The organism is Paraburkholderia largidicola, from assembly GCF_013426895.1.
Lineage (GTDB): Bacteria > Pseudomonadota > Gammaproteobacteria > Burkholderiales > Burkholderiaceae > Paraburkholderia > Paraburkholderia largidicola.
Map to the genome: position 1 here is coordinate 1,673,688 of NZ_AP023176.1, position 18,760 is coordinate 1,692,447.

Here is an 18,760-nt window from a genome sequence, read left to right on the forward strand (position 1 = left end):
GCGCCGACGCGCCCGCGCCGCTGTGGATTCGCGCGTCGTTTGCCTTCCAACGCGAGAACAAAAGACATGTCGAAAAAGAACTCCCCCGAAACGACGCAGGACGAACCGGACAACATGCAATCCGACGCACAGTCCGCCATCTTTTCGCGCCGTGGTTTTCTGAAGCTCGCGGGCGCATCGGGATTCGCGACGGCAGCGAGCACGTTCGCAGGCTCCGCCAAAGCCGATCCGTCGACACCCGACGGCACGCCCGAACAGATCCATCTCACATGGGGCGAAGATCCCACGAAGGAAGTCGTGGTGTCATGGGCATCGATGGCGGCCGCCGCGAATCCGCGCGTGCGCTTCGGCGCAGCCGGCGACAGGAAAGACACCGTTCACGCCGTTCAACGCACCTACACGGACGGCCTGAATGGCGAAGTCGTGTTCACGTATCACGCGCGTCTGCACGATCTAAAGGCGAATACCACGTATCAATACGAAGTCACCGCCGATAACGACAGCAATACGGGCGCACCCTTCTCCGCGTCGTTCAAGACCGCGCCGCGCGGCCGCGCGCCGTTCCGCTTCACGAGCTACGGCGATCTCGCGACGCCCAACACCAGTTGGGTGCTGTCGTCGCCGCAAAGCCGCTTCGCGGTGCAGGCGGTCGAGCGTTTCCAGCCGCTCTTTCACCTGCTCAACGGCGACCTGTGCTACGCAAACCTGAACCCGACGCACCAACCGGCCGTGTGGCGCGACTTCGGCAACAACAACCAGTCGTCGTCGGCGAATCGTCCGTGGATGCCGTGTCCCGGCAATCACGAAATCGAATTCAACAACGGCACGCAAGGCTTCGATTCGTATCTCACGCGCTATACGCTGCCGCACAACGGCACGCGCTTTCCGGGCCGCTGGTATAGCTTCCGCGTGAGCTCCGTGCTGTTCATCTCGCTCGATGCGGATGACGTCGTCTACCAGGACGCAGCTGCCTTCGTTGCTGGACCATCGGCGCTGACACCGGCCGCGAGCACCGGCCATCCCCCGATCGAACCGGGAACCTCATTCTATGTCCGCGGCTACAGCCAGGGAGAGCAGACCCGCTGGCTCGAACGCGTGCTGCGTGAAGCCTCGCGCGACGGAGGCATCGAATGGATCGTGGTGCAGATGCACCAGGATGCGCTCAGTTCGTCGAAGACGGGCAACGGCTCCGATAAGGGCATCCGCGAGGCGTGGCTGCCGTTGTTTGACCAATACGGCGTTGATCTCGTGGTGTGCGGCCACGATCACGACTATGAACGCAGCCATCCTGTGCGTGGCTGCAATCATAATGCCGGCCGGGATGCGGCCACCGGTGACCGCGTCGATACCCTCCAGCCAAGGCCTGTGGTGACGTCGCATCGAGCCAATGATCGCGTCGACACCTCACGCGGCACCGTGCATCTGATTCTCGGTGGTGGTGGCACTAGCGCACCGCTCGATGTCTATGGCGTTGATGCGGGTACGGGTCTGCCGCAGGCAATGGTCTTCACCAAGCCCAACCGCCCCGTCGCCAGCGCGACAGCAGGCACATTCGTCCGGCCCGGGCCTGATGCAGTCGAAGACGCGATCTGGTCCGCCCAGCGGGATACCGGGACGGGATATGGCATCGCTGTGTTCGATGTCGATCCGGGCGAACGCGGAGGCCGTACGTCTATAACGATGAACTATTATCACGCGCCCGGTGCGGATCAGAAAGCGACTGCAGATTACGAACTGTTTGAGACGATTGTATTTGAGAAGCCCTGCCGTTACTGATCATTCGAACGTTCACGTTTGAACACGATCGAGCGTCGTGTCTCGACCTCCTGACGCTCGATCGCAAAAGCGAATGACCGCTCGCGCTCGTTGATTTCGCAATTCACAGGCTGGCTTCATCGAGTCAATGTTGTCCTTCGTGACCCGGACAGCCGGCAATACAAACTTGGGCGGTACCTTCTCCCCTTTCAGGATCTTGAGGTGCCTGCGTGACGACACATGGCTTGTCACGGTGAACCATCGCCACGTGGCAACCGCCTCGTCCTTCGACGAAGCGATTCGAACGGCCAAAGCGCGATCGGGTTTCACGCCCATGTAACACGTCGCGCGACTCACGGCGATGCGCCTGATCGAACCCGGCCGCGCTCACGCGCCACCCGCGCAAAAGACCTCCGTCGCCAACCCCACACCCAGCTAATCACGGGAAAATCCCCACCCCTCATTCCCATCCAGTGGGAATTGTATTTTTGTCCAGCGGGAGCGGCGTGGCATTCTGCTGGTCATCGAGATCGCTTCTCTTCCGGTCCAGGAATGACGGTGAAACAGGAAACAGGCGTCAAGGGTGCCGAGCGCCTGCTGCTCGTGCTGACCGCGCTCGCCAGCCACGGCAATGCCATGTCCGTGAAGGACATGCTCGCTGCGACCGGCCTCGCGCAAAGCACGCTTTACCGGCAGGTCGCGCTGCTCAAACGCTGGGGCTTTGTCACCGAGGATGCCGGTTTCTATGCACCCGGCCCCGTCAGCCTCCAGCTTGCACTCGGCTTCGACATCAATTCGATGCTGGTCGAAGCGAGCCGCGACGGCATGATGCAACTCTCGTGCACGACGCAGGAAAGCGTCGGGCTCATCGTCGCCGTGAACGATCAGGTGATCTGCCTCGAGATGATCGAGAGCACCCACTCGCTGCGCTGCTCGTTCGAAAAGGGCCGCGCGGTACCGTTGCGTGCGGGCGCATCCGCGAAGTCGCTGCTGGCGTTCATGTCCGACAAGACGCGCGCCGAAACGCTCGAACGGCAGTTTGCCGGCAACGACACGGCCCGCGCCGCCTTCGAAGCAGAACTGGAAAACATCCGCGCGCGCGGCTATGCGATGAGCGACAGCGAAGTCGACCCGGGCGTGTGGGGTGTCAGCGCCCCCGTGTTCCGGCGCACGTCGCGCGGCGCTGGCGCCAGCGCATCGATCACGCTGATGGCGCCGTCCTCGCGCGCCGCAGGCCGCGAGCAGCAACTCGCCGAGCGGACCGTGCGCGTCGCCAACGCCATTTCCGCCCGGCTGCAAGCCTCCTGAATCCAACTCGACGACTGACCACACACCTCTGGAGCCCACACAATGAAACTGAAGAACCTTGTTTCCGCCGCGAGCCTCGGCATTGCCATGATGATCGCCGGTTCGCCCGGCATCGCCGCCGCGCAAGACGCGAACGTGCTGAACATCGCGACCGACGCAACCTTCCCGCCCATGGAATTCGTCGACAAGGGCCAGCGCACCGGCTTCGACGTCGACATCATGAATGCGCTCGCCAAGGCGATGGGCAAGCAGATCCAGTGGACCGACATCGACTTCAAGGGGCTGATCCCCGGCCTGATCGCGCATCGTTTCGATGCGGCGATCTCCGCCATCTACATCACACCTGAGCGCGCCCAGGTCGTCGACTTCACGCAGCCCTACTTCGCGGGCGGCCTCTCTGCGCTCGTCAAGGCCGATTCGCCGATCAAGACGCTCACCGATCTCAACGGCAAAAAAGTGACTGTGCAGGTCGGTACGAAGTCGGTCAACTTCCTGCGCGACAACTATCCGCAGGTGCAGCGCGTGGAAGTGGAAAAGAACCAGGAGATGTTCGATCTGGTCGGCATCGGCCGCGCGGATGCCGCCGTGACCGGCAAGCCGGCTGCCTGGCAGTTCGTGCGCACGCGTCCGGGTTTCCGCGTGCTGGACAAGGAACTGACGACGGAAGCGTACGGCATCGCCGTGCGCAAGGACGAACCGCAATTGCGCGACCAGATGAACGCGGCGCTCGCAAAGATCAAGGCCGACGGCACGTACGATGCGATCGTGAAGAAGTGGTTCAGCGCGAGCACCGCCGCAACCGCCAACCCGAAGTAATCCGGCGGATCTGACTCATGCAACTCGACTTCACGCCGGCCTTCGCCGGTTGGGCCGATATTGCGCATGGCGCGCTGGTCACGGTGGAAGTGACGGCCGCCGCGCTCGTGCTCTCGTGCCTGCTCGGACTGCTGATCGGCATCGGCCGTCTTTCACCGCAGCGCCGTCTGGTCTACGGTTTCTGCACCGGCTATCTGATCTTCTTCCGTGGCACACCGCTGCTCGTGCAACTGTTTCTGCTGTTCTTCGGCTTGCCGCAGTTCAACATTCTGTTGCCCGCTTTCGTGTGCGGCATGCTGGGGCTCGGGCTGTATTCGGCGGCTTATGTGTCGGAGATCGTGCGCGGTGCGATCCAGTCGGTGGATCGCGGACAGATGGAAGCGGCCCGCTCGATCGGCATGTCGGCGGGACAGGCGATGCGCGCAATCATTCTGCCTCAGGCTGTCGTGCGCATGATTCCGCCACTCGGCAACGAGTTCATCGCGCTGATCAAGAACTCGGCGCTGGTGTCGCTCCTGACCATCGACGACCTGATGCATGAAGGACAGAAGATCATCAGCGTGTCGTACCGGTCGCTCGAGGTGTATCTCGTCATCGCGCTCGTCTATCTCGTGCTCACGCAGACGACCAATTACATGCTTCATCGCGTCGAGCGCCGGTTGCGCGCAGGAGGGATGGTGCAATGAACAGCGCTCAACCTATCGTCAGTATTCGCGAGCTGACGAAATCGTTCGGCACGCATCGCGTCCTGAACGGCATTGACTTCGATATCCAGCCAAGCCAGGTCGTGGTCGTGATCGGACCGAGCGGTTCCGGCAAAAGTACGTTCCTGCGCTGCTGCAACGGGCTGGAGCGGCCGGAGCGTGGAACTGTCGATATCTGCGGACGTCGCCTCGTCGATCACGGCACGATGCTCAAGGAGCGCGCGCTCAACGCGCTGCGCACTGAAGTGGGCATGGTGTTCCAGTCGTTCAACCTGTTCCCGCATCTTTCGGTGCTGCACAACATCACCGTCGGGCCACGCATGCTGCGTGACTCGTCGAAAGCCGACGCCGAAGCCGCCGCGCTCGCGCTGCTCAGGAAAGTCGGCCTCGAACACAAGGCGCACGCGATGCCCGCCAGCCTGTCGGGCGGCCAGAAACAGCGCGTCGCGATTGCGCGTGCGCTGGCGATGCAGCCGCGCGTCATGTTGTTCGATGAACCCACGTCCGCGCTCGATCCCGAACTCGTCGGCGAAGTGTTGCAGGTGATGAAGCTGCTCGCATCCGAAGGCATGACGATGCTCGTCGTCACGCACGAAATGAATTTCGCGAAGGAAGTCGCCGATGTCGTCGTCGTGATGGACGGTGGTGAGATCGTCGAAGCCGGTCCGCCCGCACAGATTTTCTCGACGCCGACGCAACCCCGCACACGCTCGTTCCTGCAAGCGGTGTTGTCCCGCTCATAGCGGTCTGCGTCGCATCCCGCGTCGATCACCAACGAAGGCGCGTTCTGCGGCGCATGCGCTACTAGCCGAGAGCTGGCGCGCGAATGTGCGACCCGCGTGGAACGTCCGCCGGGTTCTGCTTTTGTGGAATAGGATCAATGACTGATCATCCACGGCCGTCCACCGCCATTGCTCTTTAATCCTGTTGGCGCTGCGCCGGCCAGCCTGGGTTTCGCGCTGCTGCCACATCCGCACCCCGGTCCGTGACGGTGCGGCGCATTCGCAGCACGCTCGTTGACCTGGTGCGCCGCGCGTTGCGTGGACGCCATCAGCGACAATGCGGGCAAACTCAGTGTCCGCTGCGCGAGCTTGCCGCATGACGGACAAGGCGACGCGGCATCGCGCTCGGAGATGCGGCGCAGCGCGGCGAAATGGCCGCACGTGTCGCAACGATAATCGTAGGTCGGCATAGGTTGCTCCAGAACGAATCGCCCGCCGCATCACGACCCGGCGGGCTCGGACATCAGACGATGTCAGGCGACAGCGGCATATCGACATCACCCTTGATGTGTTTGATAGGTCCATCCGCGCCCGGGCGAATATCAAAGTCGAAGATCTGCGTGGGCAACCACAACGTCGCGCAGGCATTCGGCACGTCGACCACGCCGCTGATATGCCCTTGCACGGGAGCCGTGCCGAGAATCGAATATGCCTGCGCCCCTGAATAGCCGAACTTCTTCAGATATTCGATTGCATTGAGACACGCCTGGCGATAAGCGATGTGCACGTCGAGATAATGCTGCTTGCCGCCCTCATCGACGGAAATGCCTTCGAAGATCAGATAGTCGTTGTAGTTCGGCGTGATCGGGCTCGGCTTGAAGATCGGGTTCTTGATGCCGTACTTCTCCATGCCGCCTTTGATGAGCTCCACCTTCATGTGAACCCATCCCGCCATTTCGATCGCGCCGCAGAAGGTGATTTCACCATCACCCTGACTGAAGTGCAGATCGCCGACAGACAGCCCCGCGCCGTCGACATAAACCGGGAAATACACCTTCGAACCGCGCGACAGATCCTTGATGTCGCAATTGCCGCCATGTTCGCGCGGCGGCACCGTGCGCGCGCCATCGGCGGCGGCTTTCGCCTTCGCGTCGCCAGTGAGCTTGCCCATGTGTGCCGTCGCCGCAAACGGGGGATTCGCAAGACCCGGCACGCGCGTCGGATCGGTGGCGATCAGTGCGGCCTCGCGTTCGTTCCATGTGGCGAGCATCTTAGGATCCGGCAGACAGCCGATCAGACCCGGATGAATCAGGCCCGCAAAACTTACTCCGGGGATATGGCGTGAACTCGTAAAGAGCCCGTGGAAATCCCAGATGGATTTTTGCGCTTGAGGAAAGTGATCCGTCAGGAATCCACCACCGTTCTGCTTCGAGAAGAAACCGTTGAAACCCCACTGGCTGTCCGCCTTCGTGCCGATATCCAGCAGATCGACGACGAGCAGGTCACCCGGCTCCGCGCCCTTCACGCCCACGGGTCCAGACAGGAAGTGAACGATCGACAGATCGATATCGCGCACGTCGTCCGCACTGTCGTTGTTCTTGATGAAGCCGCCCGTCCAGTCGTACGTCTCCAGAATGAAGTCGTCGCCGGGATTGACCCAGCACGCCATCGGGATATCCGGATGCCAGCGGTTGTGGACCTGCTCGTTGTCGTACGCGGACTGTTCGAGGTCCACCTTGATCAGTGTTTCAGCCATTGCTTACCCTCCTTTGAAATAGCGTGGACAGTCGGCTCACACCGACAGGTATTCGCGGATCTTCGCCGTGTCCGCGTCGGCGCGCGGCGTTTCGTGCACGAGGCGCCCTCCTTCGATCACGAACAGACGATCTGCCACATCTAGTGCAAAACTCAGCACCTGTTCCGACACCACGATGCTGATGCCGCGCAGCCTGCGAATCTCGTTCAGCGCATGCGCGATGTCCTTGATGATCGACGGCTGAATGCCCTCGGTGGGTTCATCGAGCAGCAGCACTTTCGGTTGCGTGACGAGTGCGCGGGCAATAGCGAGTTGCTGCTGCTGGCCGCCCGACAGATTGCCGCCCTTGCGGCTGCGCATGTCGTAAAGCACCGGGAACAGTGCGTAGATTTCTTCGGGAACGCGCTTTTCGCGCGCGTTTTCGAGGCCCGTCTGAATGTTCTCCTCCACAGTCAGCGTGCCGAAAATCTGCCGCCCCTGCGGTACATAAGCGATGCCTTTCTTCACACGCCTGAAGCTCTCATCGCGTGATACGTCCTCGCCATCTACACGCACCGCGCCGCCCTTCAGCGGCAGAATGCCCATCAGTGATTTGAACAATGTCGTCTTGCCCATGCCATTGCGGCCCATGATCGCCACCGTCTCGTTCTTCTGGGCGGTGAAGCTGATGCCGTGCAGTGCCTCGCTCTGGCCGTAGCTGACGAATACGTCGTCGACGTTCAGCATGTGCGGTCTCCTTTCAATGGCAACTCAGTGACCAAGATAAACGTCGATCACGCGCTGGTCCGATTGCACCTTCTCCATCGGCCCCTCCGCGAGGATCTTTCCCTGATGCATCACCGTGACCTTGTGCGCGATCTGTTCGACGAAAGCCATGTCGTGCTCGATCACGATCATCGAGCGGTTCTGGCAGATACGTTTCAGCAACTCCGCGGTAATTTCACGCTCGCGCACGCTCATACCGGCAATCGGCTCGTCGAGCATCAGCAGTTCCGGCTCCTGCATCAGCAGCATGCCGATTTCGAGCCATTGCTTCTGACCATGCGACAACAGCCCGGCTTCGAGGTCGAGTTCCTTTTCCAGGCCGATTTCCTGCGCGACGCTCTTTACGCGGTCCAGCACGTCGCTCGTGCGCTTGAACGCGAGCGCACCGAACACGCCACGTCCGCGCGGGAACGACACTTCGAGGTTCTGAAACACGGTGAGGTTCTCGTAGATCGACGGCGTCTGAAACTTGCGCCCGATCCCTTTGCGCACGCGTCGAAATTCCGGCAGACGCGTCATCTCTTCGTTGCGGAACTTGATGCTGCCCGCGTTCGCGCGCGTCTTGCCGCAGATCAGATCGAGCAGCGTGGTCTTGCCCGCACCGTTGGGTCCGATCACGACGCGAAGTTCCCCGCGATCCACATACAGGCTCAGATCGTCGACCGCCTTGAAGCCGTCGAATGCGACGGACAGCCCTTCGACGGCCAGCACGAAATCGGTGTTGCTCATGACGTGCTCCTTGCGCCACGGCGCATGAGCCAGGGCTTCACATGACTGTCGTAGAGGCCCGCGAGCCCGTTGGGGAACGCCATCACCACGCCGATGAAGAGCGCCGCCATCAGGAACAGCCACAGGTTCGGGAAACTCTCGGAGAACCACGTCTTGCCGAGATTGACGAGGATCGCGCCGTACACTGCGCCGACCAGCGACATGCGTCCGCCGACGGCCGCATAGATCACCATCTCGATCGACGGCACGATGCCCACGAACGACGGCGACATGAAGCCCACCTGCAACGTGAACATCGCGCCGCCGATCGCCGCGAGCACGGCGGCGAGGCAGAAAGAAAAGACCTTGAACATCGCCACGTCGTAGCCGGAGAAGCGCACGCGGTCTTCCTTGTCGCGCATCGCCAGCAGCAACGTACCGAGCTTGCTGCGCGTCACCCGCCGACAGAAGAGGATCGCCGCGAGCAACAGCACCGCATTGACGAAGTAGAGAATCAGCTTCGCGTGATCGCCGCGAATGTCCCAGCCGAGCAGCGTGCGCAAATCCGTGATGCCGTTCACGCCGCCCGTATAGCCTTGCTGACCGATGATCAGCACCGACAGGATCAGCGCCACCGCCTGCGTGATGATCGCGAAGTACACACCGCCCACGCGCCGCTTGAACATGGCGAAACCGACAATGAACGCGAGCAGGCCTGGCACCACCAGCACCGCGAGCAACGAAAACGGCAGCGAGTGAAACGGTTTCCACCAGAGCGGCAACGCAGTCAGCTGGTTCCAGTCCATGAAGTCGGGAATGCCCGGCGTCGACTGGATCTTGGTGCTGACGGGATCGGAGGCTTCGAGCTTGAGGAACATCGCCATGCAATAGCCGCCGAGTCCGAAGAACACGCCCTGCCCGAGGCTCAGCACGCCGCCGTATCCCCACGCGAGCACGAGGCCGACAGCGACGAACGCATAGGTCAGGTACTTGCCCATCAGGTTGAGGCGGAACACGTCGAGCGTCAGCGGAAACACGACGAGGATCAGCAGCGCCAGTACGATGAAGCTGCCGTACCCGCCGCTATGCAGGAACATGCGGCGCAGCCAGCCCGCAGCCGGCGGCGGTTGCGTATCGACCGGGGCATCGGCGATTGGATTCATGGTCGTTTCTCCCGCTTGCATCGAAGAGATTGAAGAGTGGGTCAGTTCACGCACGGCGCACCTTCGATGCGAACAGGCCCTGTGGCCGCAGCATCAGCACGATCACGATGGTGAGCAGCGTCAGCACACGCGCCGACGAACCCGTCATGAAGAACTCGCTGATCGATTGCATCTGCGCGATGCCGAACGCCGACGCTACCGTGCCAAGCAGGCTCGCCGCGCCGCCGAAGGTGACCACCAGAAACGAATCGACGATGTAGAGCGAGCCGCTCGTCGGTCCCGTCGAACCGATCGCGGTGAAGGCCGCACCGGCAACGCCTGCCATGCCGCAACCGATCGCGAAGGTCACGCGGTCCGTCATCTTCGTGTCGATGCCGGCCGCGTTCGCCATCTGCCGGTTCGCTACCGTGGCTCGCACACGCAGGCCCCAGCGTGCGCGATACAGCGCGAGCAACAGGCCGCCCGTCATCAACGCAGCAAGCGACATCACGAAGAGACCATTGATGGGAATGTCGAGGCCCTGCTTCGGCGACCATGAACCCATCAGCCATTCGGGAAGATTCGGGCTGACTTCCTTCGGGCCGAAGGTCGAGCGAAACACCTGCTGCATGCCGAGGCTCAAGCCCCACGTCGCAAGCAGCGTGTCGAGCGGGCGCTTGTAGAGATGACGGATCAGCGCCCACTCTGCGAGCCAGCCCACTGCGAATGCCAGCACGAACGCGACGACGATCGCGAGCGGAAAATATACCGGCCTGAAACCGGGCCACACGTTATCCGCGAGCTGCGAGAACATGTAGATGGTGTACGCGCCGATTGTCATGAATTCGCCGTGCGCCATGTTGATGACGCCCATCTGGCCGAAAATCACCGCTAGCCCAAGGCCCATCAGCAACAACACGCTGAAAAGCGAAAGACCCGCGAAACCCTGCATCAGCGTGATGTTGAGAATGTCCGAAGCCGACATGCTTCCCTCCTCGAATGAAGCCGCTCACGTCACGCACGTCACGCGACACGAGCGGCATGGCAGCGCTTACTGATAGCCCTTCGGGAACGGATTCGGCTCGATCAGATCCGGCGATTCCGCGACCACCTTGAACTGCCCGTCCGCCTGCGCCTGGCCGATGCGCGTACGGCTCCACAAGTGGTGATTCGCGTGGATCTTCACGTAGCCTTCAGGCGCCGTCTTCAGTTCGATGCCTGGCGAAGCCGCAACGACCTTGTCGACGTCGAAGCTGCCAGCTTTCTCGACAGCCGCCTTCCACAGCCACGGCCCGAGGTACGCTGCCTGCGTGACGTCACCGATGACAGATTTCGGCCCATACTTCGCCTTGAACGCCGCGACGAATTTCTTGTTGTTCTCGTTGTCGAGCGATTCGAAGTACTTCATGGCCGAATAGAAGCCCGCGACGTTTTCGCCGCCGATACCCAGCACCTCGTCTTCCGTGACGGAGATGGTCAGCAGGAACTGCTTGTCCGCCGTAATGCCCGCCGCCTTCAGCTGCTTGTAGAACGCGACGTTCGAGCCACCGACGATGATCGCGTAGATGCAATCGGGCTTCGCGATCTTGATCTTGTTGATGAGCGAATTGAAGTTGGTGGTGCCGAGCGGGTAATACTCTTCGCCGACGACCTTGCAGCCCTGCAGGTGCCCTTCGATGTGCTTGCGCGCAATCTTGTTCGACGTGCGCGGCCAGATGTAGTCGGAGCCAATCAGGAAGAAGCTCTTCGCCTTCTTCGTCTGGTTCGCCCAGTTCAGGCCCCAGAGGATTTGCTGGGTCGCTTCCTGTCCGGTATAGAAGACGTTTTTCGACTGCTCGAGGCCTTCGTAGAAGGTCGGGTAGTACAGGAGGCCGTTGTCGCGCTCGAAGATAGGCAACACGGCCTTGCGCGATGCCGAGGTCCAGCAGCCGAACACGGCGGCCACATGGTCGTTCTCCAGCAGCTTCTTCGACTTCTCGGCAAAGGTGGGCCAGTCGGACGCACCGTCTTCCTGAATGATCTTGATCTTGCGACCCAGAATGCCGCCCATCCCGTTGATCTGCTCGATTGCGAGACGCTCGGCCTGAATCGAGCCCGTCTCGGAGATCGCCATCGTGCCGGTCGCCGAGTGAAGCTGACCGACGGTCACTTCCGTATCGGTCACGGCGAGGTTGGTCGTATTGACCTTTGCGGTCGGATATTGCTGCGCCCAGCCGATGGCCGGCACCGCAAGCGCGGGCGCTGCGGCGAGGCCCATCAAGAGTTTGCGGCGCATGGCCGACGGCATGGTCTGGTCGTTGTGATCGTCGTGCGACATCGAAATCTCCCTTGTGGTCGTATCCGGTTTGCGTCTTCGAAGCGAAATGTAGGGAGCCAATTTGCGCGATTGAATACGTCATATGACGTAGGGCGCTCCCCAAAACGGCTTCATACAATCGCGTCCGCCACGACGTTCCAAAGCCAAACGTTCAAGGAAGCCCCATCGAATGGAATGCTACTTGCATGGCGAGCCCGATCCGCCCGGAACCCGCCTACTCCAGCCATCGATGCACCAAAGGGAATCACCGCCTGCCGCCTCTGACGACGCAGCGACCCAAGCCGGGGCGTCGCGCCCGGCAATGGGCGGCACGCAACGTATCGTGAAGATTCGCCGCGACTACAACGCATGGGTCGCGGATGAAACGCTGGAGGACTACGCGCTGCGCTATACGCCGCGCGGCTTCCGGCGTTGGTCGGAACTGCGCGTCGCCAATACGGCGATGGGCGCCGTGTCCTTTCTCGCGCTCGAAGCCATCGGCGGCGCGCTCGTCGTGAACTACGGCTTCACCAACGCGGTGTGCGCGATTCTCGCGGTCGCGGTGCTGATCTTCCTGACGGGTATGCCGATCAGTTACTACGCCGCGCGTTTCGGCGTCGATATGGATCTGCTCACGCGCGGCGCGGGCTTCGGCTATATCGGCTCGACGCTGACGTCGCTGATCTATGCCGTCTTCACCTTCGTGTTCTTCGCGCTCGAAGCGGCCATCATGTCGCTCGCGGTGGAGTTGTATTTCGGCATACCGCTCTCCATCGCATATGTGATCAGTGCGCTCGTCATCATCCCCGTGGTGACGTTCGGCATCACGTTCATCAACCGCTTGCAGGGCTGGACGCAGCCGCTGTGGATCGTGCTGCTCGTCGTCCCTTACGCAGCCGTGCTATGGCGCGAACCGCACGCACTCGCCGACTGGTTCACCTTCGCCGGGATCTCGGGCGATGACCGCAAATTCAATCTGTTTGCGTTCGGCGCGGGCTGCACGGTGGCGCTGTCGATGATCGTGCAGATCGGCGAACAGGTCGACTATCTGCGTTTCCTGCCACCGTGCACGAGCAAGAACCGCGTGCGCTGGTGGATTGCGTTGATCGCGGCAGGGCCCGGCTGGATCATTCCCGGCGCACTGAAGATGCTCGGCGGTGCATTCCTCGCGTTTCTCGCCATCCAGCACGAAATCGATCCGGCAAAGGCCGTCGAGCCGACGCAGATGTACCTCGTCGCCTATCAATACCTGTTCCGTTCGCCCGAAGGTGCGCTTGCCGCGATGACCCTGTTCGTCATCGTGTCGCAGATCAAGATCAACGTGACCAACGCGTACGCCGGTTCGCTCGCGTGGTCGAATTTTTTCGCACGGCTCACACATAGTCATCCAGGGCGCGTGGTATGGCTCGTATTCAACGTGCTCATCGCGTTGCTGCTGGTCGAGATGGGCGTATTCGAAGCGATCAGCAAGGTGCTCGCGCTGTATTCGAACGTGGCGATCGCGTGGATCGGGGCGCTCGTCGGGGACCTCGTCATCAACAAGCCGCTCAAGCTCAGCCCGTCGTATGTCGAGTTCAAGCGCGCGCATCTGTACGACGTGAACCCGGTCGGCATCGGTGCGATGTTCGTCGCGTCCGCCGTCGCGGCGCTTTCGCATGCGGGCGTTTTCGGGCCGGTGGCGGAAGCGCTGTCGTCGTTCATTGCATTGCTGGTTGCGTTCGTGTGTGCGCCGCTCATTGCGCTCGTCACCCGAGGCCGCTTCTATCTGGCACGCGACGACAGCACGCTCGCGCCCGGTGCGACCCTGCGCTGCGTGATCTGCGAAAACACCTTCGAACGTGAAGACATGGCGCATTGCCCCGCCTACGCGGGTTCGATCTGTTCGCTATGTTGCTCACTCGATTCACGCTGCAACGACTTATGCAAGCCACACGCCCGCCTGACCACACAACTAGGGCAAACCGTGCGCAACCTGTTTCCGCGCTTGCAGCTCGGACGCGCGAGCTTGCGCATCGCGCAATACCTTGGCTTATTGATTGTCGGACTCGTCCTGCTCGGCGGCGTCATGTCGATCCAGTGGTATCAGAGCGTGAGCGCCCTGTCCGATCTCGACACGATGGCGCGCGACGCGCTTCTGCACGGTTATCTGGAAGCGTTCTTCGCACTCGCGCTGGTCGGCTGCATTGCTGCGTGGTGGCTGGTGCTCGCGAACGAAAATCGCAAGGTCACCCAGGAAGAACTGCAGCGCCAGGCCGAATTGCTGATGCAGGAAATCGAGGCGCACCGCAAGACCGACGCGGCGCTCCAGCAGGCAAGCGCGGCAGCCGAATCGGCGAACCGTGCGAAGAGCCGCTATGTGACGGGGCTGAGCCATGAACTGCGCACGCCGCTCAACAGCATCCTCGGCTATGCGCAACTGCTTCTGCAAGCGACCGACGAGTTGCCTCCCGCACGCCGTGAAGCGGCGGCGACCATCTATCGCAGCGGAGAACACCTGCTGGCACTCGTCGACGGCTTGCTCGATGTCGCGCGCATCGAGTCGGGCAAGCTTCAACTGAACGTCACCGAAGTGTCGCTGCCGGATTTCGTTACCCAACTCAGCGCAATGCTCGAACCACAGGCGACCGACAAGGGCCTCGCGTTCGACTTCCAGACCACGGGCCGCATTCCGGAAGTGGTTCGCATCGACGAAAAGCGCGTGCGGCAGATTCTGATCAACCTGATCGGCAATGCAATCCGTTTCACGTCGCAAGGCCGCGTGAACGTGCGCGCCGGATATGCGTGGGAAACGCTGACCTTCGATATCACCGACACCGGCCCGGGCATCCCTGCCGCCGAACTGGAACGCCTGTTCCTGCCGTTCGAACGCGGCGCGGCCGCACGCGAGCACGACCACGGCGCGGGACTTGGTCTCACCATATGCCGGCTGCTGACCGAGCTGATGGGCGGCAGCCTGCAGGTACAAAGCGAAGTAGGTAAAGGCACGCGCTTCATCGTGAAGCTGTTCGCATCGGAAGTGCGCGCACCCGTGCGGTTTTCCGGTGGTCAGATCAACATCAGGGGCTACCTGGGCAAACGGCGCACCGTGCTGATCGTCGACGACCTGACGGAGCAGCGGCGCATCGTCACGCAGACACTCGTACCACTCGGCTTCGACGTGATCGAGGTTGGGAGCGGCCCGCAAGCACTGCAATGGCTTGCGACGGGCGGTGCCGATCTCATTCTGATGGACGTGGCCATGCCGATGATGGACGGTTTCGAGGCGAGCCGGTTGATCCGTGACAATCATCTGTCGGACGCGCCGATCCTGATCCTGTCGGCAAACGCCTTCGCCGACGACCGCGAAAAAGGTGCGGCGGCCGGATGCGACGATTATCTGGCCAAGCCCGTGCATCTGCCGCTGCTGCTCGACAAGATGGCCACGCTGCTCGAATTGCAGTGGATCACAGAGCCCGCGCCGCTATCTGCCGAAGCATCCATCTCGCCACAGGCGATCGCCTCACTACCGACGCCCTTGCTCGACAATCTGCGCTCAACGCTGGAGATGGGCTATATGCAGGGCTTCATCGAACAACTGGATGCCGCCGAGCATCATGCCCCCGAGCTCTCTTCGCTCCTCGAACCACTACGTGCAATGGCGCGGCGCTTCAGGCTTTCCGAACTCGCGCGCGTGCTTGCGCCACCTCAGCCGACCAATCCCGATGCATGACGATCAGCACCTTCTGCCCAGCGAGACGGCGAGCCTGCCCGAATTGCCCAATGACCGCGCAGTCGTGCTGATCGTCGACGACACGCCCGACAATCTCGCGCTGCTCTCGGATACGCTGAACGACGCTGGCTATGCGGTGCTCGTCGCGCTGGACGGCCAATCGGCGCTGCAACGACTCGCGCGCGTGACGCCCGACGTCGTACTGCTCGACGCGCTGATGCCGGGCATGGACGGCTTCGAGACTTGCAAGCTCATCAAGGCCGATCCGCGCAATCGACACCTGCCCGTGATTTTCATGACCGCGCTGACAGAAAGCGAACATGTCGTGCATGGCTTTCGTGTTGGTGGCATCGACTATGTGCCAAAACCAGTCAAGCCGAGCGAAGTGGTTGCGCGTATCGCCGCACACGTGCAACGGTCCAGGCAACAGCGGCATATGGATGCGGCATTGGAGATCGGCATGCGCGCGGCACTCATCGCTGCGGAAGACGGCACGATACGCTGGCAAAGCGAACTCGCGCGCGAGCGGCTACCCCGCTACGCAGCGGAGAGTGCGCCCGGTGATGGGCTGCCTGAGTTGCTCCCTGAGTTGCTCCCTGAGTTGCTCCCTGAGTTGCTGCATCAGTGGCTAATGCGCTGGGTCGAAGCCGGCTGCGATCTGCAGGCGAGTTTCGACACGGTGAGCGGCCGCGTGCGTCAGAGCGTACGCGTAATCGGACGCGCGGAACACGGCGACTGGCTCATCGTGCTGGAAGAGTTCGACGACGCGTCGCAAACTGATAGCCTCGCCGGACGTTTCAGCCTCACCAGCCGCGAGGCGGAAGTGTTGCTCTGGCTCTCACGCGGCAAGACGAACCGCGATATCAGCGACATTCTGGGCATGGCGCCACGCACGGTTAACAAGCATCTCGAACACGTATTCAGCAAGCTCAGTGTTGAAACGCGATCGGCAGCCGCTGCAGTTGCGATGCGTTGTCTCACGCAGCAACAGAAATGAAGCCAGATCTTCAAACGGCTGTGTCACATCCAGACCAGAAGCTGTGACTCCCCGAAAACACACCGGGTCATCCTCCGCGTGTCGACCACACATGTCGCTTCTGCATGGACGCGCACAAGGAAATATTGAAGCGAACCCACGCGCTATCGCGCGAAAAAAAACGCCAACCCGTATGGGTTGGCGTTTCGCCAGGCGTATGACGGATATCAGAACTGGTTCATGGTGTTGTCTTTACCCGCCGCTTTCAGCGCCGCTTCGCCGCTGAAATACTCCTTGTGGTCGTCACCGATGTCCGAACCGGACATGTTCTGATGCTTGACGCACGCGATGCCCTGACGGATTTCCTTGCGCTGCACGCCGGCCACATAACCCAGCATGCCCTGGTCGCCGAAGTATTCCCTGGCCAGATTGTCGGTCGACAGTGCGGCGGTATGGTACGTCGGCAGCGTAATCAGGTGGTGGAAGATACCTGCTTCGCGCGATGCGTCGGCCTGGAAGGTACGGATCTTCTCGTCGGCGAGTTTCGCCAGTTCGGTCTCGTCGTATTCCACGCTCATCAGTCGCGGGCGGTCGTATGCCGACACATCCTTGCCCTCGGCCTGCATTGCGTCATACGCCTGCTGACGGAAGTTCAGGGTCCAGTTGAACGACGGGCTGTTGTTGTACACCAGCTTGGCGTTCGGGATGACTTTGCGAATCTCGCTGACCATGCCGCCAATCTGAGCGATGTGCGGTTTTTCGGTTTCGATCCACAGCAGGTCAGCGCCGTTTTGCAACGCGGTGACGCAATCCAGCACGCAGCGTGCTTCGCCCGTGCCGGCGCGGAACTGGAACAGGTTGCTCGGCAGGCGCTTCGGACGCAGCAGCTTGCCGTCACGCTTGATGATGACGTCGCCATTGCCCAGTTCGTCGGCCGACAATTCTTCGCAATCGAGGAAGGCGTTGTACTGGTCGCCCAGATCGCCTGGCCTGCTGGTGACGGCGATCTGCTTGGTCAGGCCGGCACCGAGTGAATCGGTGCGGGCCACGATGATGCCGTCGTCCACGCCCAGTTCGAGGAACGCGTAACGGATGGCGCGGATCTTGGCCAGGAAATCCTCGTGCGGCACCGTGACCTTGCCATCCTGGTGACCACACTGCTTCTCGTCGGACACCTGGTTCTCGATCTGGATGCAGCATGCGCCCGCTTCAATGAACTGCTTGGCGAGCAGGTAGGTTGCTTCCGCGTTGCCAAAGCCTGCGTCGATGTCGGCGATGATAGGCACGACGTGCGTGACGTGGTTATCGATTTTTTCCTGAATGGCCGCCTTGGCAGAGCCAACGGCCGCGTCGAGCTCGCGGAACAAGCCTCCCAGTTCACGCGCATCGGCCTGGCGAAGGAATGTGTACAGCTCGCGGATGAGCGCGCTGACCGAGGTCTTTTCGTGCATCGACTGGTCCGGCAGCGGGCCGAACTCGGAGCGCAGCGCGGCCACCATCCAGCCGGACAGATAAAGGTAGCGACGGTCGGTGCTGTTGAAGTGCTTCTTGATGGAGATCATCTTCTGCTGGCCGATGAAGCCGTGCCAGCATCCCAGCGACTGGGTGTACTTCGACGGATCGGCATCGTAGGCAGCCATGTCAGCGCGCATGATCCTGGCGGTGTACTTCGCGATGTCCAGGCCCGTTTTGAACTTGTTCTGGGCACGCATGCGGGCGGCGTACTCCGGGCTGATTGCATTCCACGCGCTGCCGTGAGTCTCTTTCAAATCGGCAACTGCGCTGATGTCGTCTTGATACTGGCTCATGTTTTTCTCCTGGGGCGTTTAACTGATCTGGCGTGTCGCTCCGTCTGCGTGAGCGAACTGCATGACTAAATAGTAGCGCCGTTTGACCCGCTTGAGCCAAGTCTTATATAAGACATAAGACATTATTTATGCCTATTTTTCAATGAGATAGGCGACTCTTTTTGCCATGTAAAACATGCTTTCAGGTACCAAAAAGAGGATGGCGCTGAAACCCGGAGCAAATCTCACGATATGAAACTCACTTTCGGCTCTTGAAGGGATGGCGTGCCGAATTGCCCCGACAAGCATCGTTTTG

At 61.3% G+C, this 18,760-nt stretch carries 15 protein-coding genes; 7 read left to right on the forward strand and 8 right to left on the reverse strand.

The window, feature by feature from the left end; genetic code table 11:
• Window positions 1-66 precede the first annotated feature (66 nt).
• From PPGU16_RS36250 to PPGU16_RS36270, 5 genes are all read left to right on the forward strand, one after another.
• The gene (locus tag PPGU16_RS36250) at window positions 67-1,776 is read left to right on the forward strand and encodes a purple acid phosphatase family protein (protein WP_180725646.1); all 1,710 of its coding nucleotides are present in this window, start codon (window positions 67-69) and stop codon (window positions 1,774-1,776) included.
• A gap of 537 nt (window positions 1,777-2,313) precedes the next feature.
• Entirely contained in the window at window positions 2,314-3,063 is a 750-nt protein-coding gene (locus tag PPGU16_RS36255) for an IclR family transcriptional regulator (protein ID WP_180725647.1), read from the forward strand.
• Between the two features lie 42 nt (window positions 3,064-3,105).
• Window positions 3,106-3,879, forward strand: coding sequence for a transporter substrate-binding domain-containing protein (locus tag PPGU16_RS36260; protein ID WP_180725648.1), 774 nt, complete (start codon window positions 3,106-3,108; stop codon window positions 3,877-3,879).
• Between the two features lie 17 nt (window positions 3,880-3,896).
• Window positions 3,897-4,565: an amino acid ABC transporter permease gene (locus PPGU16_RS36265; protein ID WP_079495153.1), complete on the forward strand. Its 669-nt coding sequence runs from the start codon at window positions 3,897-3,899 to the stop codon at window positions 4,563-4,565.
• The gene (locus PPGU16_RS36270) at window positions 4,562-5,326 is read left to right on the forward strand and encodes an amino acid ABC transporter ATP-binding protein (RefSeq protein ID WP_274599993.1); all 765 of its coding nucleotides are present in this window, start codon (window positions 4,562-4,564) and stop codon (window positions 5,324-5,326) included. Before PPGU16_RS36265 ends, PPGU16_RS36270 begins: the two co-directional genes overlap by 4 nt.
• Before the next feature lie 134 nt (window positions 5,327-5,460).
• Here the strand turns inward: PPGU16_RS36270 and PPGU16_RS36275 are convergent, their stop codons facing one another.
• The 7 genes from PPGU16_RS36275 to urtA form a co-directional block, all read right to left on the reverse strand.
• The gene (locus PPGU16_RS36275) at window positions 5,461-5,775 is read right to left on the reverse strand and encodes an FmdB family zinc ribbon protein (protein ID WP_180725649.1); all 315 of its coding nucleotides are present in this window, start codon (window positions 5,773-5,775) and stop codon (window positions 5,461-5,463) included.
• Between the two features lie 53 nt (window positions 5,776-5,828).
• Window positions 5,829-7,061, reverse strand: coding sequence for a formamidase (gene fmdA / locus PPGU16_RS36280; protein ID WP_079495146.1), 1,233 nt, complete (start codon window positions 7,059-7,061; stop codon window positions 5,829-5,831).
• Window positions 7,062-7,097: 36 nt separating this feature from the next.
• A complete protein-coding gene (urtE, locus tag PPGU16_RS36285) occupies window positions 7,098-7,787 on the reverse strand; it encodes an urea ABC transporter ATP-binding subunit UrtE (protein ID WP_180725650.1) in 690 nt (229 codons plus the stop codon).
• Between the two features lie 24 nt (window positions 7,788-7,811).
• Window positions 7,812-8,555, reverse strand: coding sequence for an urea ABC transporter ATP-binding protein UrtD (gene urtD / locus PPGU16_RS36290; RefSeq protein WP_054930723.1), 744 nt, complete (start codon window positions 8,553-8,555; stop codon window positions 7,812-7,814).
• Window positions 8,552-9,697, reverse strand: a complete 1,146-nt coding sequence (gene urtC, locus PPGU16_RS36295) for an urea ABC transporter permease subunit UrtC (protein WP_180725651.1) — start codon at window positions 9,695-9,697, stop codon at window positions 8,552-8,554. The genes urtD and urtC overlap by 4 nt, the downstream gene beginning before the upstream one ends.
• Before the next feature lie 46 nt (window positions 9,698-9,743).
• The gene (urtB, locus tag PPGU16_RS36300; RefSeq protein WP_079495142.1) at window positions 9,744-10,661 is read right to left on the reverse strand and encodes an urea ABC transporter permease subunit UrtB; all 918 of its coding nucleotides are present in this window, start codon (window positions 10,659-10,661) and stop codon (window positions 9,744-9,746) included.
• Window positions 10,662-10,727: 66 nt separating this feature from the next.
• Window positions 10,728-11,993 carry an urea ABC transporter substrate-binding protein gene (gene urtA / locus PPGU16_RS36305; RefSeq protein ID WP_079503771.1) on the reverse strand — a complete coding sequence of 422 codons (1,266 nt, stop codon included), beginning with the start codon at window positions 11,991-11,993 and terminating at the stop codon, window positions 10,728-10,730.
• A 229-nt stretch (window positions 11,994-12,222) separates the two neighbouring features.
• On the opposite strand from urtA, the gene PPGU16_RS36310 reads away from it, so the two are divergent.
• Both PPGU16_RS36310 and PPGU16_RS36315 read left to right on the forward strand, forming a co-directional pair.
• The gene (locus PPGU16_RS36310; RefSeq protein WP_405032562.1) at window positions 12,223-15,681 is read left to right on the forward strand and encodes an ATP-binding protein; all 3,459 of its coding nucleotides are present in this window, start codon (window positions 12,223-12,225) and stop codon (window positions 15,679-15,681) included.
• Window positions 15,674-16,678 carry a response regulator transcription factor gene (locus PPGU16_RS36315; RefSeq protein ID WP_180725653.1) on the forward strand — a complete coding sequence of 335 codons (1,005 nt, stop codon included), beginning with the start codon at window positions 15,674-15,676 and terminating at the stop codon, window positions 16,676-16,678. Before PPGU16_RS36310 ends, PPGU16_RS36315 begins: the two co-directional genes overlap by 8 nt.
• A gap of 206 nt (window positions 16,679-16,884) precedes the next feature.
• On the opposite strand, the gene PPGU16_RS36320 is transcribed toward PPGU16_RS36315, so the two are convergent.
• A complete protein-coding gene (locus PPGU16_RS36320) occupies window positions 16,885-18,465 on the reverse strand; it encodes an isocitrate lyase (protein ID WP_180725654.1) in 1,581 nt (526 codons plus the stop codon).
• Window positions 18,466-18,760: the final 295 nt, after the last annotated feature.